The following is a 23,652-nucleotide window of genomic DNA, read 5'->3' on the forward strand; positions in this document are numbered from 1 at the left end:
CTCCTGAGAGGGCGTCAGAGACGCTCGGGGGTGGGTTCGCCGAACATGCCGTAGGGGCGCACCAGAAGGGTGAGGAGGAAGAGCCCGAAGACGGCGAGCAGTGAGAGGTCGGCATTGCCGTAGTAATGCACGAAGCCCTGCACGACGCCGACGGTGACCCCGCCGGCGAATGCGCCGCCGAGGCTGGTGAGGCCGCCGATCACGACGGCCGCGAATACGTACAGCAGGGACTCGTCCATCATCCCGGCCGAGACCAGGGTGGTCGGCGCGGCGAGGATGCCGACGACGGCGGCCAGGACGGCGGTGAGCGCCCACGACGCCGCTTCGAGGCGGCGGACGTTGGCGCCCAGCAGCCGCGCCGTCTCGCGGTCGGCGGCGACGCCGCGCAGCAGCAGCCCGGCGCGGGTGAACCGGAACGCCCACGCGAACGCGGCGGTCAGGATGAAGGCGATGGCCAGGACGCCCAGGTCGGCCACGGTGAGGCGCAGCGGCCCCAGGGTGAGCGCCCGGGCCGGGAAGAGCCGGGGGAAGGAGAACGGCTGCCCCTCCCCCAGGCCCTTGTCCGTGAGCGCGAACAACAGCAGGTAGAGCCCGAGCGTGCGCACCGTGAGGTTCGGCACCCCGGCATCGTCGCGGTACCGCATGACGACCGTGTAGATCACGGTTCCCAGGACGCCCAGGCCGACCAGGCCCAAAGTGATCGCCAGTGCGAGATTGAGATGGTGCCGGACGGCGAGCTCGTAGACGGCGACCGCGCCGAGGGTGGCGAGGCTCCCCGCCGCGAAGTTGGGGACTCCGGTCATCTTGAACAGGACGACGATGGCGAACCCGAGCATCCCGTAGAGCAGGCCGGTAGCGATCGCCGTCGTCAGTACATCCAGCATGGGTCGCCTCCTCGGGCGCGTGCGGTCACTACCTGTCCGTGCGGATCGGCAGTGTGCCCTTCACCGTGAAGCGGCCGTCCTTGAGACCGAGCAGGAACATGCTGCGCAATCCCATGTGGTCGCCGGCGGAGAATCCGACCGGCGGCAGCAGCGCGGAGACCTCGGCGCCGTGCATCGCCTCGAGCGCCTGCTTCAGCTTGGTCCGGGTCGGCTGCGCGCCCGCCTGCTCCATCGCCGCGACGAACACCTGCGCCGCGGCGCATCCGTAGAGGGCGAACGCGTCCGGAGCCGTCTTGGGCTTGTACTTGCGCAGCGCCGCCAGGCACTCGGCCGCCCGCGGGTCGTTGACCGGGACGGTGGGCGAGGCGGTCAGCAGCAGTTCGGCGGCCTTGGGGCTGAGTGCGTCGGCGAAGCTCTGGGAGGCCAGCACGGAGACGCCGAGGACGCCCTTCGCGGGCAGGTGACCGGCCGAGGCCATGGCGTTGAGCATCCGGGCCGCGTCCGGCGCGAGCACGGTGAGCATCAGATAGTCGGGCTTGGCGGCGGCGGCCTTGAGGGCGGCCTGCTGGAACGGCGCGTTCGCGGCGGGCAGCAGGGCCGAGTCCAGGAAGCGCGCCTCCGCCGCGGCGGTTCCCGCCTTCGCGCCGGCGACATCGTCCTCGTAGCCGGGGATCTGCGATGTCACCGCGTACACCGACCCCTTGCCCTCCTGCTTGAGCGCGAACGGGATGAGCGAGCGGGCCTGGTCGCTGTACAGCGGCAGCAGGGAGTAGACGTCCGGCTGCGTCGGCCGCACGAGCGCGGGAAGTGCGGCGTACGGGAACAGGTACGGCAGGCCGGTTCCCTTGAGGGTGGTGGCGATCGTCGCCGCGGTGACCGTGCCGCACCCCCCGAAGAGGGCGAACACGTTGTCCGAGCGCAGCGTCCGCACGTTGGCGGCCGCCCGGGGGGCTTGGTACCCGTCGTCGAGAACGGTGTTCGCGATCTTGCGGCCGTGCACCCCTCCGGATGCGTTGACCTGCGCGAACCATGCCTCGGCACCGGCGGAGGTCGGCAGGCAGACCGACGAGACGGGACCGGTGAGCGCGTTGGAGGTGCCGATGCGGATCTCGGTCTTGGTGATGCCGGCCGAGTCGCTCGCTCCGCCGCCGCCGTTCGAGGCGTCGACGCCGCATCCGGCGGCGGCCAGCGCCACCGCCGACAGCGCGGCCGTCACGGCGGTCCGCCGGTGGCGACGCGGCCGATCCGGCCGGCGCCCCGCCGCCCCGGTCATCGGGTCACCCCATGCGCCGCCAGGGCCTCGGCCTCGCTGTCCCAGTAGCTCTTGTCGTGCCAGCGGCTCGGGACCGGGGCCGTGCAGGTCTCCCCGTCGGCGACGAGCCGCGGAGCGTCGATCCCGTCGAGGATCAGGCCGGGCGTGTGCATCTCGATGAGCTCGCAGGAAGCGTCGGACCGGTTCCACGCCCAGTGCACCGCGTTCGGCGGAATGCGCAGGAAGTCGCCCGTCCGCAGGTGATAGGCGGTGTCCTCGATGAACACCCAGATCTCTCCGGACTGCACATAGTTGAGCTGCTCGCAGTCGTGGGCGTGCGGCTCGGAGTGGTAGCCGCCCGAACGAGCGGCGATCATCATGCTGGAGTTCTGGCCGAGGACCTGCTTGGTCCGCAGCTCGCCTCCGGCCACCTTCATCTCAACGACCTGTTCGTTGACCTGACTGGCTTCCGCGAAGAGCATCGCGTGTCCTTCCGAGGTGTACGGCCCGCGCCGTCGGGGTGGCTTCTCGGGTCCGCCCGGCGGTGGACGGAACCGGCGTCCTTCGCGGCTGGGCGGAAGGCAGGGGGTTCCCGTCGCGACGGCATCGCCATCGCGACAATGCCACCGATTGGGTGATTGGTGGATTGGCTCAACCAAAGAACCACTGCCGAGGCAGTCCTGTCAACACATCCGCGTGCACGACATGGACCGGCGCCGCGGAGACGGCGGCCGGCAAAAGATCACGGACGTCCGTCAAGCACGACCCGATTGCTCCTCATAGGCGGACATGACCGCCTCCAGGAGGCCGGGGAAGCGCTCTTGGAGATCGCTCTCCCGCAGGGTGGTCCAGCGGCGCGTGCCTTCCTCGCGCTGGCGGATGATTCCGGCCTCGCGCAGTACCCGGAAGTGGTGGGTGAGCGTGGAGGGGGCGACGTCCACGGGGAAGGTGCCGCAGGCGCGCTCGGGTGAGGCGCGCAAAGTCCGCACGATCGTCATCCGAGTGGGATCCGACAGCGCGTGCAGCACGTCCAGCACATCGAACTGGTCCGGATCCGGATGAAAGAGCGCCGCGCGGCGCCGCTGCGATCTCGGCATCTCCCCACCTCTCGTTCGACATCTATCGTACAAGCTATGTACGATGTTCGACGTACTACGAACATCGAAGGAGTTTGCCGTGGACGCCCTTGTCATGACCGAGCCCTCACACGGAACGGACCGCACCGAGGTCCGCGAGATTCGGACGCCACGACCGGGCCCGGGCGAGGTGACCATCGACGTCGGCTACGCCGGGATCAACTTCCTCGACGTCATGGCCCGCCGCGGCGACGCCGGCTATGCCGCCTCCTGGCCGTACACCCCGGGCTTGGAGGTGTCCGGCACCGTCCGGGAGATCGGCCCAGGCGTGTCGAGCCTGACCGCCGGGCAGCGGGTGGCCGCGTTCACCGGGGCCGGGGGCCTCGCCGAGGTGGTCCTGGTGGATGCCGCGTACGTGGTGCCGGTGCCGGACGAGGTCCCGGCCCGGCTCGCCGCGGCGGCTCCCCTTATGCTCACCGCCGCGCTGATCCTCCTGGAAGACGCCGCGGGCCTGCGACCGGACAGGACGGTTCTGGTCCATTCGGCGAGCGGCGGCATGGGCAACGCCTTCGCGCAACTCGTGCCCGTCCTCGGCGGAGGGCGGCTCATCGGCACGGTGGGCCGCCCGGAGAAGGCCGCATCGGCGCTCAAGAGCGGATACGACGTGGTCATCGCCCGCGACGGCGATCTGGTCAGGGCGATTCGGGAGGCCACCGACGGCGCGGGGGTGGACATCGTCCTGGACCCGCTGGGCACGGCCATGCTGGAGACCGATCTGGCGGTCACCGCGCCCGGCGGCCGGGTCGTGCTGTTCGGCAACGCGGAGGGCGGACAGCCGGGGCCGCTCCCCCCGGTGGGGCGGCTGATCGGCGGGAACCTCTCGATCGGCGGGTTCAGCATCAGGGGCCTGTGGGCCTCGGCGCCAGGCCGCGCGTCCGCCGGACTGCTCCGCGCCCTCACGCTGCTCGCCGATGGCCGTTTGAACCTCGCGATCAATGAGGTCGAGTCCCTCGCCGACGTCCCCGCCGTCCACCAGTCGCTCGCCGAAGGCCGCGGCGAGGGCAAGTACGTCGTTCGCCTCCGGGGTGAACGCGCCGGAGGATGACATCCGGCGGTCAGGCCAAAGCGCCGCCGCGAATGTTTCCCCGCATTGAGGTCCCGGGCCGGTGCGGGTTCGGTCGCCGGGGCACTGGTCCTTGACATCAGCGCCCCGGCAGTGGTTGATTGGATGAACCAACCATCCAACTGGAGTCGCGGTGACAGAGATCTTCAGGGCGGTGGAGCGTCCTCGCTCAGCGGCGTCCGGGGTCGAGCAGCACCTCAAGGAACTGATACACGCGGGCCGTTTGGCAGCCGGGGACCGCCTCCCGCCCGAACGCCAGCTCGCCGAACGCCTCGGGGTGAATCGCTCGACGCTGCGCAGCGCACTGCAGTCGCTCGCCGAACAGGGGATACTGAGCGGCCGCCAGGGCGCCGGATGGGTCATCCAGCCGTCCGGTGAGATAGTGGCCGCCAACCTCGCCACCTATCTCAGCCTGGAGGACGTCACATTCGATCAATTGTTTGAAGCCCGTCGCGCCGTGGAGCCGCCGATCGCGGCGAGCGCGGCACGGCACCGGACGGACGAGCAGATCACGGCGCTCCGCGCATGTATCACCGCCATGCAGTCGACCACCGACAGCGAGTCCTATCTCCAGGCCGACTCCGACTTCCACGCGCTCCTCGCGGTCGCCTCGCACAATCCGGTGTTCTCCGTGCTGATCACCCCGACGCTGAGCTTGCTGGAAGACGTGCGCCGCCGCCTTGTGGCAGAGCAGCGCGTCATCAGCGCCAGCCATCGGGAGCACCAGCAGATCCTCGACGCCGTCGAAAGCCAGGACCCCGAGGCGGCCCATCGCGCGATGCTCGGCCACATCGATCGATTCGTGGACAGCAGCAACACGATCATGCGCGACGACCCCGCCCGCTGACCGCCGCACGGCGGCAAGGATCGCGGTGGCGCTCGCGGGCCATGGCGAGCGTCGGGCGGGCCGCGGCGATCGTCCCGCGTTCCTCCGCTGGGGAACGGGGGCATCCGGTCGGCGTCGTCCGGCTCGGCCCGGAGCCGACCCGGGCGCCGTCGCCGGTCCGGCCTGCCGGACGCCGGCCCGGCCTCGCCCTGGCGCGCCGCCCGGAGCTGATCTCATTCCGCCGCTTGAGGCCCATCGCCGGCCACGGTGACGAGCGTCTTGCCGATCCCGGTTCGCCGTTCGACGGCCCTGTGAGCGGCGGCGATGTCGAGGAGCCGATACCGGGCGGCGATCGGGTGAGTGAGCGCGCCGCGAAGCAGCAGACTGGTGACATCGTCGATCGCCGAGCGCATCGCCTGCGCCGGCATGGCGAAGACGAGAACCGTACGGATCGTGACGCAGCGGCGCATGAACGAGTAGAAGGGGAAAGCCGGCTCCGGAACGGCGTCGGAGGCATAGGTCGCGATGGTCCCGCCGGTGGCGATGATGGCCTCGGTGAGCGAAAGGTTGGCGCCGAAGGCCACATCGACGACCCGATCCACACGACGGCCTCCCGTGAAGCCCAGGATCGCTTCAACGGCGTCAGGCCGCCTGTGGTCCACAACGTGATCGGCGCCGGAACGCCGCGCGGCCTCCTGCTTTTCCGGGGCACCGGCGGTGGCGATCACCGTGGCGCCACCCCATCTGGCGAGTTCGATGGCGTAGTGCGAGACCGCGCCCGCTCCCCCGGTGACCAGCACGGTCAGGCCATCGACGGGGCCGTCGGCGAAGACGCAGCGGTGTGCGGTCAGCGCCGGCACGCCCAGGCACGCTCCCGCTTCGAACGGCGTGTTCGACGGCATGCCGATCGCCTGAGCGGCGGGCACCACGACGAACTCGGCGGCGGTGCCAAAGGGCCGCTCGTGGTTGGCCGAATGCACCCAGACCCGCTGGCCGATCCGCTCGGCCGGTACGCCGGCTCCGACCCGGTCGATGACCCCGGCTCCGTCGTCACCGGGGATGACCCGGGGCGTTCGGATGGCACGCCCGCCGACTCCGGCCCGCCGCTTGACGTCAGCCGGGTTGACCCCGGCCACTTCGATCCTGACGCGCACCTCGCCGGGTCCGGGCTCGGGGTCGGGCATCTCGCCGACGACCAGTACTTCATCGGCCATGCCGTTGCGGTCGTACCATGCGGCTTTCACGCGGGACCTCCATTTTTCAGCTCGGGCCTGCTCGCCGGCACGACCACGCTTATTGGCCCATTGGTTCAACCAATCCACCATAGTGCGGGAGACACGTCAAGTGACGCCTGCGCGCCGGACCGGCCTCTGGCGTGCACGACCAGCGCCTTGGAAAGGACGCGCGGCGGGTCGCGGCGTCATCGCACCTCCTGCGCTTCGGGTCCGCTGGAACCGGCGCGCACGCGCCGCGCGGGCCGTCCCGGCCGCCACCAGGCCGCCCGGCCGAGGACGGCCAGCACCGCAGGGACGAGCACGAGCATCGCCAGCACCGCATACAGAGCGATAGCGGTCGCCAGCCCGAAGCCGAAGAGGTTGACGACCCGCTGGTCGTTGAAGACGAACGAGGTGAAGACGACCACCATCACCGAGGCCGCCGCGAGGATGACCCGTGAGGTGGACGCCACCCCTTCGATCACCGCGCGCCTGGCATCCCCGTCCCGGCGGAACTCCTCGTGGATCCGGCCGAGCAGGAAGACCGCGTAGTCGGTGGAAAGGCCGAACAGCACCGCGAACAGCATGACCGGGGCGAACGACTCCACCGGGCCGGGCTGCGCGCCGATCAGCCCCGCCGGCCACCAGCCCCACTGGAACACCGCGACCACGGGCCCGTAGGCGGCGCCCGCGGCGAGCAGGTTCATCAGCACCGCGATGACGGGCACGGCGAGCGATCTGAACTCGGCCAGGAGCAGCAGGAACGCCAGGCCGGCGACGAGCAGCACGAACCAGCCCATCCTGGCGCCGAGCCGGTCGGCCAGGTCGATGCCGGTCGCGGTGGCCCCGCCGATGTGCGCCTCGGCGCCGGGCGCCGCGTCCGGCAGGACGTCCGAGCGCAGCGTGTGCACCAGGTCCTCGGTGGCGGCCGAGTCGGGCGCCCCCTCCGGGATCACCGTCAGCACCGCCGTGCGGCCCTGCGGGTCGGGCCGCGGCGGGAGCACGTCCCGCACGCCGCCGGTCTGCGCGATGGCGTCCCGCACGGCCATCGCCCGCTGCGGTGCGCGGCCGTGTCGCCCGTAGTCGACGGTGACGAGCAGCGGCCCCGTCCAGCCGGGCCCGAAGGCCGCGTCGACCATCTCGTACGCCTGCCGCTGCGTGGAGCCGGGCGGCTGCGAACCGCCGTCGGCGGTGCCGAGCCGCAGCGACCCGAGCGGCAGCCCCAGCAGCACGAACGCGCCGACGGCGAACACGATCGCGGCCCACCGGAACCGGACCACCGCGCGGGCCGAGCCGCTCGCGGCGCCGTGCGGCGGCCTGCGGCGGCCGATGCGCAGCCGGTCCAGGTTGCGGCCGAACGCCCCCAGCAGCGCGGGCAGCAGCGTCACCGAGGCGAGCAGCGTGAGCGCGACCGTGATCGCGCTGGCCAGCCCGAGCGCCGCGACGAACGGGACGCCGATCGAGTACAGGCTGAGGATGGCGACGATCACGGTGGTGCCGGCGACCAGCACCGAACGCCCCGCCGTGCCCATCGCGGCGGCGATCGCGTCCGCCGGGGCGAGGCCGCGCGCCATCTCCTCGCGATGCCGGGTGACGACCAGCAGGGCGTAGTCGATCCCCACCCCCAAGCCGATCATGGCCGCGACCACCGGCCCGGACGTCCCGATGGTCAGCACGCCGGACAGCATCGTGATCAGCGACAGCCCGGCGCCCACGCCGGCCAGTGCGGTGACGATGGGGACCAGCATCGCCGCGAGCGACCCGAACGCGAGCAGCAGCACCAGGACCGCCGCGACCAGGCCGTAGACCTCCTGCCCGGACGGCCCCGTCTCGGCCTGCACCGCCGGACCGCCGAAGGCGACCTCGACGCCCGGCCCGCGCACGGGGTCGAACGCCGCCTGCGCCTTCTGCACCGACTCCCGGGGGATGTCCTTGGCGCGCTCTGTGAACTGGACGCTCGCGATCGCGGTCCGGCCGTCCGCGGACACCATGTGCCGGGCCGGCCCGAACGGCGACTGGGCCGACGCCACGTCCGGCTGGGCGCGGACGTCGGACACCGCCGCCTGCACCTTCCCCTGGACGTCGGGCGAGATCGCGCCGCGCTCGCTGTGGACCACGACCTGCATGCCGTCCCCGGCCATGTCGGGGTAGCGCGCCCGGAGTGTGTCGTAGGCGGACTGCGAGTCGGTCCCGGCCAGGGTGAGGTCGTTGCTGAACGACTCCCCCGCGGCGCGAACGCCCGCCATCGCGCCGACGACCAGCAGAGCCCACGCGGCCAGCACCCACCACCGGTGCCTGGCCGAGAAACGGCCGAGAGCGGAGAGCACGCCACCACCTCCTACGGAGAAGACACATGTTTAAACGCATGTTACACAGAAGTGTAGACACGTGTTCCACCCCGCGGTGTGGCGTAGATTCATAGCCGGACGCGCATCCCGACCCGGAGGAGCAGATGACGGTACGGTCGCCCGGCTTCCGCCGGCCCCGTCAGGACGGACGACGGCGCGTCCGCGCCCAGCTGCTCGACACCGCGCTGCGGCTCTTCAGCGAGCACGGCTACATCGGCGTCCGGGTGGAGGACATCGCCAAGGAGGCCGGGGTCTCCCGGGCGACCTTCTACAAGCACTTCGCCGAACGCGAGGAGATCCTGGCCGAACTGTTCGACCGGCTCGTCCAGGACGACCCCCTGCCCACCCCGCCCGGGCCGGACACCGAGGCGCTGCCGCGCGTTCGCGAGCTCCTCACCGCCGCGGCCGCCCGGATGGTCTCCGACGAGCAGCTGGCGAGGTTCGTCTACACGCTCCCGATCCGGCACGCCGCACTGCTGGGCGAGGGCGCCCGCCCGCCCGTCATGGAGCAGGTGGAACAGCTGGTCGAGCGGGGCGGCGCGGCGGGCGCCGTCCGGACCGACGTCCCGCCGGCCCTCATCACCGCACAGATCGCCCGCACCTTCGAGGCCGCGATGCGCGACTGGGCCGAGCACCGCGCGGAGAGCGCGACCGACCACCTGTCCCTGCTGCTGGACCTGACGTTCCACGGCCTGGCCCCGGCCTGATCCCGCGTCCGCCGCGCAGGGGGCCGGCCGAGCCCTGAGCGGTGCGGCCTCACTGCCGGGCGTCGATTCGGACGGCGATAAATCACCTTATTGTTCTGACTAAAGTTGTGAAGCGCTGTAATGCTCTAAACGCTATACACTCCTGACTTCCGGCGTTAACTTCGATATCCCTCCCTGCTCGCGGCAAAGGGGTCCTCTGGAGTCGACGCTCCCTCGGATCCGTTCGCCGCGGCCGGCCAAGGCAGGGGCCTGGAAGGGGACCGGGTCGCAGGCGACTCCCCAGCACCCGCCTGCGGCCCGGGGGCCTGCCCCAGCCGAGTTGTGGGGGCTCGTGAATGCTCCCTGTCCGGGATGAGCGCCGCGGCCGACGCACTGCGACACGGCCTGGCCCGCTGAGGGCCGGGCGGCCCGGGCCCACGCCCGGCCCGCCCGGCACCACGTGCGGTCTCAGCGTCGGGCGATGGCGGCGATCTCGACCACGAGTCCCGGAATCGCCAGCCCGGTCACTCCGAGCGCGGTCCACGCGGGGTACGGCTCACCGATGAAGTCGTCCTTCACCTTCGGGAACCAGTCGAGCATGGACTCGACGTCACCGACATGGTGACTGGTCAGGCTGACGATGTCGCCGAAGCCGAGACCGGCCTCCGCCAGGACCTCCCCCATTGCGTTGAACGCGTTCCTCGCCTGCTCGGCGGGGTCCTCCGGAGCCTCTCCGTTCTCGTCGAGCCCGATCTGCCCGGAGATGAACAGGAACCCGCCCGCGTCGAAGCCGGGCGAGTAGTGGTATTCGGTGTAGTTCTCCTGCATCGACGCGGGCACGATGGGCCGCCCGCGGTCACGTGACCGGGTCATCGTCTCCTCCTCCTGCCGTCGCCGGGTCCGCATCTCACGCCAGGCGGCCCAGCACGTCGGTCGCCGCGATCTTGCCCGCGCGCAGCGCGCCCTCGATGTAGCCGGACCACATCGGCGCCGCCTCGGTGCCGGCGAAGTGGATGCGCCCGGCGGGCTCGCGCAGGGCCGAGCCCGCGCTGCTCAGCAGCCCCGTGGGCATGAAGGTGACCGGCGCCCCGCCGGTCCAGGGCTGGAGGGTCCAGTCGGTCTCGTGCACCCAGCGGACGTCCCGCGCCTTCTCCCCGAAGTTTGTTCACCAGGATCTCGATGAACCGCTTCTCGCGCTCCTCGGGCGAGTAGGAGTGCCAGACGTCGAGATGCCTGCCGCCGATGAACCCCACGATCGTCGCCAGCGAGTCGCTGGGCTTGCTCCCGTCGAACACCCAGAACGCGAGGTCCCCGCACTCGAAGACCGCTCCCGAGTGCCCGCGCTCCTGCCAGAACGGCTCGTCGTAGCGGACCTGGTACTTCGAGAGCCGCCCCATCGGGGCTCTCGCCTGCAGCTGGGCGCGCTTGGCGGGCAGGGGCGGATCGAAGACCACACGGGAACCCGCGCTGGGCGGGGTCGCGAGGATGGCGTACTTCGCCGTCAGCCTGCGGTCGCCCGAGTAGACGGCGACGCCCGAACGGCCCTGCTCGATCCTGGTCACCGGCCAGTTCAGGTGGACGTCGTCGCCGAGCCGCTCCGCGATCAGCTCGGTCACCTGCCCCATCCCGCCGACGAACCAGGCGACCTGGGCGCCGCTGCGGGTCCCGATGAGCGACTCGATGCCTTCCCCCTGGTGGACGAAGTAGGCCCAGTAGGCCATCGACACCTCGGTCGTGTTCGCGCCGTTCAGGATGTTGACCATGACCTCGTGGATCAGGCGCGCCTCAGTGCTGTGCACGTTCTGGTCCAGCCACTGCGCGACCGTCATGCCGTCCAGCTCGGCGACGTGCTCTGACGCCCAGGGCGCCGCCCAGCCCAGGCGAGCGCCGGCGTCGTCCAGCAGCTTGAAGGACTTGGCCAGTTCCTCGGCCCAGCCGGCACCGGAAGGCGGCTGGTCCTCCTCACCGACGACCACATCCCCGTTGAAGACGAAGAGGTCGTTGCCCGGTTTGACGGACGAGACCGTTTCGAGGCCGAGTTCGGCGCCGAGTTCCGGCAGGAGAACGTGCGTCTCGCCGATCCACTGGCCTCCGTAGTCGATCGCCCCGCCGGGGGCGTCGGTCTTGCTCGACCACGTCCGGCCGCCGACCCGGTCCTTGGCCTCGACGAGTTTGACCTTGACGCCCTGGTCATTCAGCAGCTTCGCCGCATAGGAGCCGGAAGGCCCGGCCCCGATCACGATGACATCGGCGTCAGTTGGGCTTTTCATGAGCACTCCTTGATGACGGGTGATTGCATGAACCGGCCCATCCGGCTCTTTTTCCGAGCCGAGCAGGCGAACGCTGTGGCTACCTACCTTGTGACCTTTGCCGCGCCGCCGGGTGTCCCGTTTTGGAACACGAGGCCCGTCCGGCTCGCCGGCGGCCGGCTAGTCCGCCGGCGCCTTTTCCGGCGCCGGCGATGAACCCCCGCCGGGGCGCACGACCCAGGAGGTGATCGCCCCGATCACCGGGAATGCGATCATCAGGCTGATCACGATGGCCGAGCCGGTCGCCGACCCCGTGATGATCTCGATGTTCGAGAACGACAGGCTCAGCACCCAGATCAGCGCGATCAGGGCACCGATGGGCGCGACCGTGGTCGTGAACGCCGACGCGCGGGACCGCTGCCGCCGCAGGTAGAAGACCGCCGACAGCGAGGCCAGGCTCATGAGGCTGATCACGGCGAAGCCGAGGATCCCCACGAGGGGCGCGAACACCTGGGTGGCGGGGTCCAGGCCGATGACGGCGACGACCGCCAGCGCGACGAACACGAGGCCGGACAGCACCGCGGACGCGGTCGAGGGCACCCGGTACCTGTGGTGGATCCGGCCGACGCGCTGCGGGAGCACCCCCGCGCGGCTCATCGTCATCTGGTAGCGGTTCACCACGTTGTGGAACGACAGGGCGCAAGCGAAGATGCTGCCCAGCAGGAGCACGTTGATCACGTCCGCGAACCACGTGCCCACGTACCCGTTCGCCAGGCCGAACACCACCCCGCTGGGGTCGGAGCCGATCGTTCCCACGACGTCGTCGGCGCCGGCGCCGAGCACGATGCTCCACGCGGTGAAGGCGTAAAGGGTTCCGATGAGGAGGATCGCGAGGTAGGTGGCCCGAGGGATCGTCCGCTCCGGGTCGCGGGCCTCCTGCCGGAAGACGGCGGTGGCTTCGAAACCGATGAAGCAGAGCGCGGCCCACATGATCCCGGTCGCCGGCGATCCGTCGGTGAACGCCTGCTTCGGCGACAGCGGGCTCAGGCTGACGCCGTCCGCGCCGCCCTGCACCAGGATGGCCATGGAGAGGATGAGGATGACCACCGCCTCCAGCGCCAGCAGGACGGCCAGGACCTTCGAGCTGAGCTCGATCTCGCGATACCCGAGGAACATGAGCACGGCCCAGCAGAGGATCGACCAGAGCCACCACGGGGAGTCGTCCCACGGTGTGAAGCTGGCGGCCAGTTGGCTCGCGAAGGGGCCCGCGTACGTGGTCAGGGCGAGCACGGTCAAGGCGTAGGCGCCGAGCGCGAGCATCGCCGCGGCGTTGCCCACCGTCCGGCCGAGCCCGGCCTCGATGTAGGAGTAGAACGCGCCGGCGTTCTGCACGGTCTTGCTCATGGCGGTGTATGCCACGCTGAACAGTCCGAGAACGGCTACCGCCACGAGGAAGTAGAGCGGCGCCGCCGAGTTCTCCGAGAACAGAATGGACAGGGGAAGGACCCCCGTCGTCGCGGTCAGGGGCGCGGCGGCCGCGAGGACCATGAAGATGATCGCGCCGGTGCCGAGGCTGCGCTTCAGGGCATGGCGCCCGGAACTGTCCGGTCCGGCTCCCGCTCTTTGATCCACCAACTCGCCGGGCGCTGGTGAGTGCTCCATTTTCCGCCTCCGCTCGAAGTTTCCCGGTTCGTTCCGGATATCATTGAACGGACCGTTGATTCACGTCCAATACCAAAAGGGACGCGATTGTTGCGCGACGGAAAACAGTTAAGGCGGCACGCCGGCAATGGTCACCGCAGCATGCAGCAGCGGTATCCCGTTGGCCCGTGGAATTCCACCGCCTACGGGATAGCGCTGCCCTCAGGCCCTATTTCACAGAACTCGGTGAATTCACCGTGTCAGTGCGACCGTGCCTTGCTATCGCGTTCGCACCAGTTTCTTGTTCGCGAACTCGTCGAGCCCGAACCTGCCGAGTTCCCGGCCGATCCCGGAGTTCTTCACGCCACCGAAGGGAAGCTCGGGCGCGCTCTTGATGGTCGTGTTGATGCCGACCATGCCGACGTCGAGCTGGTCCGCAACATGAGCGGCCCGGGCCTCGTCGCGGCCGAACACCGCACCGCCGAGGCCGTAGGGCGAGTCGTTGGCGATGCGTACCGCGTCCTCGGCCGAGGCCGCGCGGTAGATGACCGCGACGGGGCCGAAGAGCTCCTCGTGGTAAGCGCGCATGGTGGTGTCGACACCGGACAGGACCGTGGCCGGGTAGAAGGCTCCCGGCCCGTCGGGGACGACCCCGCCGAGGTGGACCGCGGCTCCCTTGGCCACGGCGTCCTCCACCTGCGCGACGAGGTCGGCCCGTGCGGCCAGGGACGACATCGGCCCGAGCTTGGTCGTCTCTTCGCGGGGGTCGCCGGCCGCCCACTCCTGCGCGCGGGCCAGGAACGCTCCGAGGAAGTCGTCCCAGACCGCGTCCTCGACGATGAGCCGCTTGGAGGAGGTGCACGCCTGCCCCGCGTTGGCGAAGCGCCCGGTCGCGGCGTCGCGGGCGGCGAGATCGACGTCGGCGTCGGCGAGGACGATGAACGCGTCGGAGCCGCCCAGCTCCAGGACGCTCTTCTTGAGGTTGGCGCCGGCGACGCCGCCCACCGCCCGGCCGGCGCGTTCGGAGCCGGTCAGGGACACCCCCTGGAGGAAGGGGTGCGCGATCATCCGGGCGATCTGGTCGTTGGAGGCGAAGACGTTCTGGTAGACGCCGTCGGGGCACCCCGCCCCCGTGATGAGGTCCGCGATGCGCAGTGCCTCCTGCGGGCAGTTCCCCGCGTGCTTGAGCAGGATCGTGTTGCCCAGCAGGAGGTTCGGGGCGACGAAGCGGGCCACCTGGTAGTAGGGGTAGTTCCACGGCATGATGCCGAGCAGCGCGCCGATGGGCTCGGTGCGGACCACCGCCCTGCCCGGGCCGGCGACGTCGAGTTCCTCGTCGGCGAGGAGGGCCGGCCCGTTGACGGCGTAGTACTCGTAGATGGACGCCGCGAGCGCCACCTCTCCCCTGGCTTGGGCGACGGGCTTGCCCATCTCCAGGGTCATCAGGGCTGCGAGCTCGTCGGAGTGCTCGCGGTGGCCGTCGGCGATGCGCTGCAGGAGCGCCGCCCGGTCGGCGACACCGGTCCGCCGCCATGTCCCGAACGCCGTGTGGGCTCTCTCCACTGAGCGCTCCGCCTCGGCGTCGGACATCGTGTCGAACTCCTTGACCAGTACCCCGGTGGTGGGGTCGACGGTCGCGTATCCGGCCATTTCATTCGCCTTTCAGAACGATGCGGCCGGCCACTCCGCCTGCTGCGAGCCGGTCGAGGGAGTCGGTGACGCCCTTGAGGCTGAGCTCCCCGTCGATGACCGGGATCCGCGGGACGGCACCCCGCTTCGCCAGGTCCAGCACCTCGCCGAGCTCCGGCAGCGTCCCGACGAAGCTGCCCTGGACCGTGACCATCTTCAGCGCCAGCAGGGCCGTCGGGATCGTGAGCTCGCCGCCGAAGAGCCCGACCTGGACCATGGTCCCGCCCTTGGCGAGCACGTCAAAGCCCGCCGGCGCCGTCAGCTCGTTGTTGACGAAGTCGATGACGGCCGCCACGGGCCCTCCGGTCGCGGCGAGCACGGCACCGGCCAGGTCGTCGCCCGTGGCGGCCACCGTCATCGAGGCGCCCAGGTCGCGGGCCACCGCCAGGTTCGCCTCCACCCTGTCCACGGCGCAGACCGCGCGATGGCCGAGCGCGCGGAGCGTGGCGACCGCCGTCAGCCCGACGCCTCCCGCGCCGGTGACCACGACGGGGGCGTCGGGCGGGAGCGGCAGGACCTTGGAGACGGCGCCGTACGCGGTGAGGCCCGAGCACGCCATGATGGCGGCCCAGCTGGGGTCGAGGTCGCCGATGTCGAGCAGGTACCGGGGGTGCGGTACCAGGATGTGGTCGGCGTAGCCGCCCGGCCGCGCGACCCCGAGGTTGCGCCCCCGGGGGCACGCGTTCTCGCGCCCGGCGAGGCAGGCACCGCACTCACCGCACCCGATCCACGGATAGACCAGCCGGGTGCCGCCGGTCTCCACGCCTCCGGCGTCCGGCCCTGCGGCCTCGACGACGCCGACGACCTCGTGGCCCATGGTGAGCGGATAGGGAATGCCCCGGTCGGTCAGCCGCAGCTTCCCGCGCCGTCCGAGGTCGTAGTAGCCGGCCCGGAGATGGGTGTCGGTGTGGCAGACCCCGGAGCGGGCAGGGACTCGTCCCCGCCGGCGTTCACGTAGAGGCGCGGGAAGCCCGCGTAGTCGGCGTAGAGCGGGTTGGCGAGCGGAGCCTTGGGGCTCGTCCGGTCGCCGAGGACGCCGGAGATCATGCCCTCGAGCAGCGGCACGGTGATCAGCGCGTCCGTGGCGTCGTTGGTCTGCAGGGTCTTGCCGGCGTTCTCCATGTCGAGCCACGGCGAGAACGCGATCACGCCGCCGGGCAGCGGCTTGCCGCGCTCCTTCAGGGCCAGGGCCGCCGCCACGGCCAGGTTGCCGCCGGCCGAGTCGCCGATCGTGGTGATGTCCGCCGGCGCGACGCCCTTGTCGGTGAGGGCGAGGAAGGCCGACACGGCGTCCTCCAGGCCGGCGGGGTGCGGGTGCTCGGGCGCCCGCCGGTAGTCCAGGACGAAGGCGGTGACGCCCAGGGCCTTCGCCACGTGGCCCGCGAGCTTGCGGTGGCTGGAGGCCGACCCGACGGCGAACCCGCCGCCGTGGGTGTAGAGGAGGACCTTCGAGGAGTCGGCGCCGAGGGGGCGGCACCAGATGCCGGGCACGCCGCCGACCGTCTCCTCGGCGTAGGTCACGTCCTCGGGTTCCCTGGTGGGCTGGTGCCACTCGTCGAAGATGCTGCGGAACAGCCGCATCGTCAGGTCGGACGTCCCGGCGAGGATCTGGGACCAGTCGGTGTACAGGTCCTTGAGCGGGTCGTGCGGGACGGCAGGCGACGGAACGTTCATCGTGCACTCCTTGGGCGAGCCCGGATCGTGTCGGGCGGCTCCGGCGGCGGGCAGGGTCGCGCTCCTCCGGAGCTGGGGTGATGGGCGACACGCTAGGTTCGCGGTTCGCATTCGATGTGTTCCGTTTCGGAACACCGCCGCTCCCGGGCCTCCGGACGGGAGGAAGGCCGGCGGCGCACGGCGACTCACGCGCGATTGATACCGCTGCGGTATCGGTCCAGGCCCGAATGGTCTAAATGGTGGGTGTCCTAACCGTCGCAGTCGTGTGACATTCGTTACATACTGGAGTGCCAGTCGAAGCACCGGGAGACTGCGATGACCCTCTCGCGCCGCGGTCCCATGGGAGCGGACGAGATCCGCTCCGCCAAGGAGACCCTCATCTCACTCGGGCTCAGGAGGAGCGGCGAGCGGCCGGCGCGGACGCGGCTGCCCCGCGAGATCGACCGGAGCTGGCGCCGCTCGATCAGCGCCGGCGCCGCCCGGAAGGCGGGCTCCTTCCACTACGTCAACGAGTTCGACGCCGACAGCCGGCTGATCCGCGCCGCGCGGCCTGTGCTCGACCGGCTCGAGACGATGCTGCAGGGCATGAACACCGCGATCTTCCTGGCCGACCGCACGGGCCAGATCGTCGCCCGCCGGGTGGCCGGGCGCAGCGAGCGGGCGAGGTTCGACAACGCCTGCGCCGCCGAGGGGTTCGACTTCTCGGAGGAGAGCATCGGCACGAACGGGCTCGGCACCGCCATGCAGGAGGCGGGCCCGGTCTTCGTGCGGGGGCCGAAGCACTTCAACGAGGCTCTGGAGGGCCTCGCCTGCGCGGGTACGGGCATCCGGCATCCGGTCACGGGGCGGATGGTGGGCTCGCTGTCCCTGGCCGCGCCGGCGGACGCGGCGGAGACGATGATGCTGGCGGTCGCCCGCGAGGGCGTCCGGCAGATCGTCGACAACCTGAGCGCGAGCGCCGGACGGCGCGAGGCCGCCCTCGGGCGCAGCTACCGGCGGCACAGGGACAAGGGCCCGGTGATCGTGCTCAACAGCGACACCGTGATGACCAACGTCACCGGCCTGTCGTTCCTGAACGTCGAGAGCCACGCGCACCTGTGGGAGTCGCTGCTCTCCCAGGACTGGTCCCGCGGGCCGCGCGTCCTGGACCTGGACCTCCAGGCCCTGCAGGCGCGAGTCCTGGCCCACCGGCTCGATGATCTCGACGACCTCGGCGGCGAGCCCGCCTTCGCCGTGGAGATCCTGGACCGGCGGCGCCCCGGCGCGGCCCGGCGCGGGGCCGCCGCCCCGCCGTCCCACGGCCCGTTCGTCGCCCAGCTGCAGCGCGCGGCCGGGCGGGGCACCGCGCCGCTGTCCGTCCTCGGACCGAGCGGCTCGGGCAAGCTGCACGTCGCCCTCGCGTGGCTCCGCTCGGCCGGCCATCCCGAGCCGCTGGTGCTGGACGCCGGCGACCTCGGGGATCGCCCGTCGTGGCGGCGGGAGGCGCGGGCCGTCCTGGACGCCGGGGGCGCGGTGGTCCTGCGTCGCCTCGAAGACCTCCCGGTGAGCCAGGTCAACGCCGTGAAGGCGCTCGGCGAGCGGGTGTCGGACGCCCGCGGCGCCCCCTCCGCCGCCGGCGCGGACCTCCCGCGCGGCGGGCCGCGGGCGCGGCTGGTGATCACCGCCGACCCGCGGCGGTGCTCCGAAGCTGCTTCGGGCGCGCTCTCGCAGGTCGTGACCGGCGCCGAGCTGCCCCCGCTGGCGAGCCGGGGCCGGGAGATCCCGGTGCTGGTGGAGGCGCTCCTGGAGCGGATCGAGCCCGCCCGCCGCCCGGTGCTGTCCGCGGCCACCATGCAGGTGCTGCTGAGGTGGGACTGGCCGGGCAACGTCGCGGAACTCAGGTACCTGATCGAGGACCTCGCCCGGGAGCACCCGGGCCGGTCCGTGAGCCCCTACCACCTGCCCGAGCGCATGTGGGACGCGGCGAACCGGCGCGCCCTGACCCGGATCGAGGCGGCCGAGCGGGCCGAGATCGTCGCGGCGCTGCGCCAGACCGGCGGCAACCGGTCCCGGACCGCCGCCCTCCTCGGGATCGGCCGCACCACCCTGTACCGCAAGCTGCGTGCGCTGGGCATCGAGGAGGACGCCCTGCTGCCGCCGCCCGCCCGGCACGGCGGGGGATGATCCGGCGGCCGCCGGTCACTCCAGCGCGGCCAGCCGGCGGCGGACGGCGTGCAGCGCGGGATCGGTCTCGCTGCGCCGCCACGCCATGCGCAGGTGCACGTCCGGCGCCTCGTCCGCGATCGGGACGAAGGCCAGGTGCGGATCGCCGGCGTTCGCGGCCACGGACGCCAGGGTGAGGTGGCACCCCACTTCCGCGCTCACCAGCGCCAGGGCCGTCTGCGTGTCCGGCGCGATCTGCGCGATCTCGGGGTAGAACCCGCTCTCCTCGGCCAGCCGGCGGAGCCGTTCCGTCAGCACCGAGCCCTCCAGCGGCGACAGCGAGACGAACTGCTCCCCCGCAAGGTCGGCCACGGCCACGGTTTCCCTGCGGGCGAGGGGGTGGGCGGCGGGCAGCGCGAGCACGAGGGAGTCCTTCATCACCACTTCGGCCTGCACGTCCGCCGGCACGACGTCCCAGCGTCCGAGCGCCAGGTCGGTGTCGCCCTGCTGCAGCTTCTTCATCGCCGGCTGGGCGAACTGCTGGCTGGTGAGCTCCAGCCGGATCCCGGGGCGCTGCGACCGTACGGCGCGGGCCAGGCGCGCCACCAGGCGGTGGGTCGACACTCCGGCGAACGCGATCCGCACGACTCCGCTCTCCCCCCTGGCCGCGGATCTCACCGCGGCCTCGGCGCGCCGCGTCGCGTCGAGGACCTCCGCCGCGGGCGCCAGCAGGGCCCGGCCGCTCGCCGTGAGCTCCACCCGCCGGGTGTTGCGGTCGAACAACGTGGTGCCGAGCTCGCGCTCGAGCTGCTTGATGGTCCGGCTCAACGGCGGCTGTGCGATGTGCAGCCGCTCGGCCGCTCGCCCGAAGTGCAGTTCCTCGGCCACGACGAGGAAGGACCGCAGCTGTCCGATGTCCATGTCATCTCCCGTACGACCAGGATATATGTTGCATCAGTATCACTGACGGATCGACTTTGTATTGGACTGAATGAAATCTGGTGGCCCAGAGTGGCCCCATGTACACCGGCAACCCCGACGTCCCTGATGACGTCTTCGCTGACGTCCTCAAACAGGTCTCCGAGTTCGTGCGAACCCGGGTCGTCCCCCGGGAGCGCGAGATCATGGAGTCCGACGCGATCCCCGGCGACCTGCGGGCGCAGATCGCCGGCATGGGCCTGTTCGGCTACGCGATCCCCCAGGAGTGGGGCGGGCTCGGCCTGGACCTCGTCCAGGACGTCGAGCTCGCCATGCAGTTCGGGTACACCTCGCTCGCCGTGCGCTCCATGTTCGGCACCAACAACGGCATCGCGGGACAGGTGCTGGTCGCCTTCGGCACCCGGGAGCAGAAGGAGCGGTGGCTGCCGGACATGGCCGCCGGGAGGGTCGTGGCGTCCTTCGCCCTGACCGAACCGGGCGCCGGGTCGAACCCGGCCAGGCTGCGCACCACGGCCGCCGCGGACGGCGACGGCTGGGTGATCGACGGGGCCAAGCAGTTCATCACCAACGCCCCGGACGCCGACCTCTTCGTGGTCTTCGCGCGCCTGCGGCCCGCGCCCGAGAAGGGCTCCGGCATCGCGGTGCTCCTGGTCCCCGCCGGCGTCCCGGGCGTCGAGGTCGGCGCCAAGGACGCCAAGATGGGCCAGGAGGGGTCCAGCACCGCCGAGGTCTTCTTCCGCGGCGTCCGGGTCGGCCCGGAGGCGCTCGTCGGCGGGGACGGCGAGGACGGCTACCGGGCGGCCATGACGTCGCTGGCGCGCGGCCGGGTCCACATCGCCGCGCTCGCCGTCGGCTGCGCCCAGCGCGCCCTCGACGAGTCGGTCGCCTACGCCGCGACCGCGACGCAGGGCGACTCGGTGATCGGGGACTTCCAGCTGGTGCAGGCGATGCTGGCCGACCAGAGGGCCGGCCTCGACGCCGGCCGCGCGCTGGTCCGCGATGCCGCACGCCGCTACGTGACCGGCGACGACCGGCGCGTCGGCCCCAGCGTCGCGAAGCTCTTCTGCACCGAGATGGCCGGGCGCGCGGCCGACCTCGCGGTGCAGGTGCACGGAGGCGCGGGCTACATGCGCGAGGTCGCGGTCGAGCGGCTCTACCGCGACGTCCGCCTGCTGCGCCTGTACGAGGGGACGAGCGAGATCCAGCGGTTGATCATCGGCGGGGCGCTGGTGAGGGCCGCGCGGGCGGAGGGCCGGTGACGCCGCCCCTCGACGGCTTCACGGTGGTCGCGCTGGAGCAGGCGGTCGCGGCGCCGCTCGCCACGCGGAACCTGGCCGACCTCGGAGCGCGGGTCATCAAGGTCGAACGGGTCGACGGCGGCGACCTCGCCCGCGGCTACGACAACGCCGTCGAGGGCACGGGCGCCCACTTCGTCTGGCTCAACCGCGGGAAGGAGTCGCTGGCCGTCGACCTGAAGTCCCCGGCGGGGGCCGACGTCGTCCGGCGGCTCATCGGCCGGGCCGACGTCTTCGTCCAGAACCTCGCCCCGGGGGCCGCCGCGCGCCTCGGTCTCGGCGCCGACCGGCTGCGCGCGGAGAACCCCGGCCTGGTCGTCGCCGACCTGTCCGGCTACGGGAGCGGCGGCCCGATGGCCGAGCGCAAGGCGTACGACATGCTCATCCAGGCCGAGGCCGGCCTGATCTCGATCACCGGCACCCCCGACGAGCCCGTCAAGACCGGCATCCCCACCGCCGACATCGCCGCCGGCATGTACACCGCCCAGTCCGTGCTCGCGGCCCTCCTGCGACGCGCCAGAACGGGCGGGGGCGCCACCATCGAGATCTCGATGCTCGAGGCGACCGTCGAATGGATGGGGCACGCGGTCTACACCCAGCTCCACACCGGGCGGCAGCCGCCGCGCATGGGGCTCGGCCACACCGCCATCGCCCCGTACGACGCGTACCCGACGCTCGACGGCCAGATGCTCATCGGCGTGCAGAGCGACCGCGGCTGGCGCGACCTCGTCACCAAGGTCCTCGACGCCCCCGAGCTGGCGCACGACGAGCGCTTCGCCACCAACGTCCGGCGGGTGCGCCACCGCGCCGAATGCGACGCGGAGGTCGCCCGGCGGACCGGCCGGTGGACGACCGCCGAGCTCGATGCGCGGCTGGCCGCCGCCGGGGTCCCCGCCGCCCAGGTCAAGCAGCTCGCCGACGTCGTCGGGCACCCGCAGCTCACGGCGCGGCGGCGCTGGCGCCCCATCGGGACGGAGTTCGCACGCGTCGACGCGCTGCTCCCCCCGGCGACGTTCGACGACTTCGAGGCCCGGATGGGGGACGTCCCCGCGCTCGGCCAGCACACCCGGGCGCTCCTGCTCGAAGCGGGACTCACCGAGGCGGCGGCCGACCGGGCGCTCGACCTCGGCGTGGCCGCTCAGCATGACGCGCCCGCCCCGGCCTGACCGGCCGCCGGCGCCCTCGCCGCGTACCCGGCCGTCCCGTCGTCAGGCCTTGACCTCGGTCGCGGGTTCGTCCTCCTTGGGGCGGTCCTGGAAGTAGGCGCGGGTCTCCCGCCAGACCAGCGGGCCGAGGATCACCAGGCCGATGAGGTTGGGCAGCGCCATCAGCCCGTTCATCACGTCCGAGAAGGTCCACACCGCGGTGAGCGTCGAGACCGAGCCGACGTAGATCGCCACGATGAAGACGATCCGGTAGGGCAGGACGGCCCGCCTGCCGAACAGGTACTCCATGCAGCGCTCGCCGTAGTAGGACCAGCCGAGCAGGGTGGAGAAGGCGAAGAAGAGGACGCCGAGGGTGACGATGACGCTGCCCCAGTCGCCGGGCAGGCCGTCGTCGAACGCGCGCGCGGTGAAGGTGGCCGCGTCCTCCTTGCCGCCGGTCTTCCACACGCCGGTCACCACGATCGTCAGCGCGGTGAAGCTCACCACCACCAGGGTGTCGATGAAGGTCTGCGTCATCGACACCAGCGCCTGCCGGACGGGGTGCGTGGTCTTGGCCGCGGCGGCGGCGATGCCGCCGGTGCCCAGCCCGGACTCGTTGGAGAAGATGCCCCGCGCGACGCCGTACCGGACGGCGGCGGCGACCCCGGCGCCGACGAAGCCGCCGGTGGCCGACGTGCCCGAGAACGCGTCGGTGAAGATGAGCCCGATCGCGCCCGGCAGGTCCTCGATCCGGTACGCCAGGACGGCGGCGGCGCCCACGATGTAGAACACGATCATCACCGGGACGAAGGCGCTGGTGATCCGGCCGATGCTCTTGATGCCGCCCAGGATGACGGCGGCGGCCAGCAGGGTCACGATCAGCCCGGTCGCCCAGGCCGCGAGGCCCCACTCGGACTCGACGTTCTCGGCGACGGTGTTGGCCTGCACCATGTTCCCGATCCCGAACGCCGCGATGCCGCCGGCGATCGCGAAGAACCCGCCGAGGAACCAGCCGAGGCGCCCCTCGATGCCGCGGCGGAGGTAATGCATGGGTCCGCCGCTCTGCTCGCCGGCGGCGTCGACGCGCCGGAACCGCACGCCCAGGAATGCCTCGCTGTACTTGGTGGCCATCCCGACCAGGCCGGTGAACCACATCCAGAACACCGCGCCCGGACCGCCGAGCGCGATGGCGGTGGCCACGCCCGCGATGTTGCCGACGCCCACGGTGGCGGCCAGCGCCGTCGTCAGCGCCTGGTAGTGCGCGATGTCGCCGGCGACGTCGTCGTCTTCCTTGCGTTTGAAGAACGCCAGCCAGAAGGCCAGCCGGAAGTGCCGGAACTGCAGGCCGCGCAGCAGGATCGTCAGGTACAGGCCGGTCAGCAGCAGCAGCGGGATCAGCAGCCAAGGTCCCCAGACGAAGGCACTGACATCGGACAGGAAGTTCTCAAGCGACTTCATGCGACCACCGG

20 protein-coding genes and 1 pseudogene are annotated in these 23,652 nt (G+C 71.6%); 6 read left to right on the top strand and 15 right to left on the bottom strand.

Going from position 1 to position 23,652, the window contains the following annotated elements; all coding sequences use genetic code 11:
* Window positions 1-14: 14 nt before the first annotated feature.
* The 4 genes from ABTW95_RS07790 to ABTW95_RS07805 all read right to left on the bottom strand — a co-directional run bounded on the left by ABTW95_RS07790 (window position 15) and on the right by ABTW95_RS07805 (window position 3,233).
* A complete protein-coding gene (locus tag ABTW95_RS07790; RefSeq protein ID WP_396446173.1) occupies window positions 15-884 on the bottom strand; it encodes a branched-chain amino acid ABC transporter permease in 870 nt (289 codons plus the stop codon).
* A gap of 28 nt (window positions 885-912) precedes the next feature.
* A complete protein-coding gene (locus ABTW95_RS07795; RefSeq protein ID WP_396446172.1) occupies window positions 913-2,100 on the bottom strand; it encodes an ABC transporter substrate-binding protein in 1,188 nt (395 codons plus the stop codon).
* 53 nt (window positions 2,101-2,153) lie between these two features.
* The gene (locus ABTW95_RS07800; protein WP_396446171.1) at window positions 2,154-2,618 is read right to left on the bottom strand and encodes a cupin domain-containing protein; all 465 of its coding nucleotides are present in this window, start codon (window positions 2,616-2,618) and stop codon (window positions 2,154-2,156) included.
* 273 nt (window positions 2,619-2,891) lie between these two features.
* Window positions 2,892-3,233: an ArsR/SmtB family transcription factor gene (locus ABTW95_RS07805; RefSeq protein WP_396446170.1), complete on the bottom strand. Its 342-nt coding sequence runs from the start codon at window positions 3,231-3,233 to the stop codon at window positions 2,892-2,894.
* Between the two features lie 79 nt (window positions 3,234-3,312).
* Here ABTW95_RS07805 and ABTW95_RS07810 point away from each other — a divergent pair, with 79 nt between their 5' ends.
* Complete coding sequence (locus tag ABTW95_RS07810) at window positions 3,313-4,317, top strand: quinone oxidoreductase family protein (RefSeq protein ID WP_500225563.1); 1,005 nt, start codon at window positions 3,313-3,315, stop codon at window positions 4,315-4,317.
* 151 nt (window positions 4,318-4,468) lie between these two features.
* Complete coding sequence (locus tag ABTW95_RS07815) at window positions 4,469-5,182, top strand: FadR/GntR family transcriptional regulator (protein ID WP_396446168.1); 714 nt, start codon at window positions 4,469-4,471, stop codon at window positions 5,180-5,182.
* A gap of 212 nt (window positions 5,183-5,394) precedes the next feature.
* On the opposite strand, the gene ABTW95_RS07820 is transcribed toward ABTW95_RS07815, so the two are convergent.
* Window positions 5,395-6,405 (bottom strand): NADPH:quinone reductase, encoded by a 1,011-nt coding sequence (locus ABTW95_RS07820; protein ID WP_500225565.1) that lies wholly within the window; start codon window positions 6,403-6,405, stop codon window positions 5,395-5,397.
* A gap of 176 nt (window positions 6,406-6,581) precedes the next feature.
* Complete coding sequence (locus tag ABTW95_RS07825) at window positions 6,582-8,702, bottom strand: MMPL family transporter (protein ID WP_500225567.1); 2,121 nt, start codon at window positions 8,700-8,702, stop codon at window positions 6,582-6,584.
* A gap of 125 nt (window positions 8,703-8,827) precedes the next feature.
* Between ABTW95_RS07825 and ABTW95_RS07830 the strand changes: the two genes are divergently transcribed.
* Complete coding sequence (locus ABTW95_RS07830; RefSeq protein WP_500225568.1) at window positions 8,828-9,430, top strand: TetR/AcrR family transcriptional regulator; 603 nt, start codon at window positions 8,828-8,830, stop codon at window positions 9,428-9,430.
* A gap of 447 nt (window positions 9,431-9,877) precedes the next feature.
* Here the strand turns inward: ABTW95_RS07830 and ABTW95_RS07835 are convergent, their stop codons facing one another.
* The 7 genes and pseudogenes from ABTW95_RS07835 to ABTW95_RS07865 form a co-directional block, all read right to left on the bottom strand.
* Complete coding sequence (locus ABTW95_RS07835; RefSeq protein ID WP_396446164.1) at window positions 9,878-10,282, bottom strand: RidA family protein; 405 nt, start codon at window positions 10,280-10,282, stop codon at window positions 9,878-9,880.
* On the bottom strand, window positions 10,279-11,745 hold the full coding sequence (locus ABTW95_RS07840) for a flavin monoamine oxidase family protein (RefSeq protein WP_500225673.1): 1,467 nt from the start codon (window positions 11,743-11,745) through the stop codon (window positions 10,279-10,281). Before ABTW95_RS07840 ends, ABTW95_RS07835 begins: the two co-directional genes overlap by 4 nt.
* A 93-nt stretch (window positions 11,746-11,838) precedes the next feature.
* Window positions 11,839-13,320 (bottom strand): APC family permease, encoded by a 1,482-nt coding sequence (locus ABTW95_RS07845; protein ID WP_500225570.1) that lies wholly within the window; start codon window positions 13,318-13,320, stop codon window positions 11,839-11,841.
* A gap of 258 nt (window positions 13,321-13,578) precedes the next feature.
* Window positions 13,579-14,949, bottom strand: a complete 1,371-nt coding sequence (locus ABTW95_RS07850; protein WP_500225572.1) for an NAD-dependent succinate-semialdehyde dehydrogenase — start codon at window positions 14,947-14,949, stop codon at window positions 13,579-13,581.
* Window position 14,950: 1 nt separating this feature from the next.
* Window positions 14,951-15,547 carry a zinc-binding dehydrogenase gene (locus ABTW95_RS07855; RefSeq protein ID WP_500225675.1) on the bottom strand — a complete coding sequence of 199 codons (597 nt, stop codon included), beginning with the start codon at window positions 15,545-15,547 and terminating at the stop codon, window positions 14,951-14,953.
* Between the two features lie 108 nt (window positions 15,548-15,655).
* Window positions 15,656-15,853: pseudogene (locus ABTW95_RS07860) on the bottom strand (alcohol dehydrogenase catalytic domain-containing protein); the annotation flags it as partial.
* Window positions 15,835-16,773, bottom strand: coding sequence for an alpha/beta hydrolase fold domain-containing protein (locus ABTW95_RS07865; protein ID WP_500225574.1), 939 nt, complete (start codon window positions 16,771-16,773; stop codon window positions 15,835-15,837). The gene ABTW95_RS07865 and the pseudogene ABTW95_RS07860, both read right to left, overlap by 19 nt.
* Before the next feature lie 204 nt (window positions 16,774-16,977).
* Here ABTW95_RS07865 and ABTW95_RS07870 point away from each other — a divergent pair, with 204 nt between their 5' ends.
* A complete protein-coding gene (locus tag ABTW95_RS07870) occupies window positions 16,978-18,825 on the top strand; it encodes a sigma-54-dependent Fis family transcriptional regulator (protein WP_500225576.1) in 1,848 nt (615 codons plus the stop codon).
* 15 nt (window positions 18,826-18,840) lie between these two features.
* On the opposite strand, the gene ABTW95_RS07875 is transcribed toward ABTW95_RS07870, so the two are convergent.
* Window positions 18,841-19,725: a LysR substrate-binding domain-containing protein gene (locus ABTW95_RS07875; protein ID WP_500225578.1), complete on the bottom strand. Its 885-nt coding sequence runs from the start codon at window positions 19,723-19,725 to the stop codon at window positions 18,841-18,843.
* Window positions 19,726-19,823: 98 nt separating this feature from the next.
* On the opposite strand from ABTW95_RS07875, the gene ABTW95_RS07880 reads away from it, so the two are divergent.
* Together ABTW95_RS07880 and ABTW95_RS07885 are read left to right on the top strand one after the other, a co-directional pair.
* Window positions 19,824-21,002 (top strand): acyl-CoA dehydrogenase family protein, encoded by a 1,179-nt coding sequence (locus ABTW95_RS07880; RefSeq protein WP_500225580.1) that lies wholly within the window; start codon window positions 19,824-19,826, stop codon window positions 21,000-21,002.
* Window positions 20,999-22,204: a CaiB/BaiF CoA transferase family protein gene (locus tag ABTW95_RS07885; protein ID WP_396451177.1), complete on the top strand. Its 1,206-nt coding sequence runs from the start codon at window positions 20,999-21,001 to the stop codon at window positions 22,202-22,204. Before ABTW95_RS07880 ends, ABTW95_RS07885 begins: the two co-directional genes overlap by 4 nt.
* 42 nt (window positions 22,205-22,246) lie before the next feature.
* Here the strand turns inward: ABTW95_RS07885 and ABTW95_RS07890 are convergent, their stop codons facing one another.
* Window positions 22,247-23,641, bottom strand: a complete 1,395-nt coding sequence (locus tag ABTW95_RS07890) for an alanine/glycine:cation symporter family protein (RefSeq protein ID WP_396451178.1) — start codon at window positions 23,639-23,641, stop codon at window positions 22,247-22,249.
* Window positions 23,642-23,652 lie beyond the last annotated feature (11 nt).

This window comes from Spirillospora sp. NPDC127506 (genome assembly GCF_040302145.1).
In the GTDB taxonomy this organism is placed as follows: Bacteria; Actinomycetota; Actinomycetes; order Streptosporangiales; family Streptosporangiaceae; genus Spirillospora.

Bases quoted from the DNA above. Each gene is read 5' to 3' on its own strand.
- ABTW95_RS07790 (WP_396446173.1), bottom strand. From the start codon at position 884: ATGCTGGATGTACTGACGACGGCGATCGCTACCGGCCTGCTCTACGGG.
- ABTW95_RS07800 (WP_396446171.1), bottom strand. From the start codon at position 2,618: ATGCTCTTCGCGGAAGCCAGTCAGGTCAACGAACAGGTCGTTGAGATG.
- ABTW95_RS07805 (WP_396446170.1), bottom strand. From the start codon at position 3,233: ATGCCGAGATCGCAGCGGCGCCGCGCGGCGCTCTTTCATCCGGATCCG.
- ABTW95_RS07830 (WP_500225568.1), top strand. From the start codon at position 8,828: ATGACGGTACGGTCGCCCGGCTTCCGCCGGCCCCGTCAGGACGGACGA.
- ABTW95_RS07835 (WP_396446164.1), bottom strand. From the start codon at position 10,282: ATGACCCGGTCACGTGACCGCGGGCGGCCCATCGTGCCCGCGTCGATG.
- ABTW95_RS07845 (WP_500225570.1), bottom strand. From the start codon at position 13,320: ATGGAGCACTCACCAGCGCCCGGCGAGTTGGTGGATCAAAGAGCGGGA.
- ABTW95_RS07850 (WP_500225572.1), bottom strand. From the start codon at position 14,949: ATGGCCGGATACGCGACCGTCGACCCCACCACCGGGGTACTGGTCAAG.
- ABTW95_RS07855 (WP_500225675.1), bottom strand. From the start codon at position 15,547: ATGGCGTGCTCGGGCCTCACCGCGTACGGCGCCGTCTCCAAGGTCCTG.
- ABTW95_RS07865 (WP_500225574.1), bottom strand. From the start codon at position 16,773: ATGCGAACCGCGAACCTAGCGTGTCGCCCATCACCCCAGCTCCGGAGG.
- ABTW95_RS07870 (WP_500225576.1), top strand. From the start codon at position 16,978: ATGACCCTCTCGCGCCGCGGTCCCATGGGAGCGGACGAGATCCGCTCC.
- ABTW95_RS07875 (WP_500225578.1), bottom strand. From the start codon at position 19,725: ATGGACATCGGACAGCTGCGGTCCTTCCTCGTCGTGGCCGAGGAACTG.
- ABTW95_RS07880 (WP_500225580.1), top strand. From the start codon at position 19,824: ATGTACACCGGCAACCCCGACGTCCCTGATGACGTCTTCGCTGACGTC.
- ABTW95_RS07890 (WP_396451178.1), bottom strand. From the start codon at position 23,641: ATGAAGTCGCTTGAGAACTTCCTGTCCGATGTCAGTGCCTTCGTCTGG.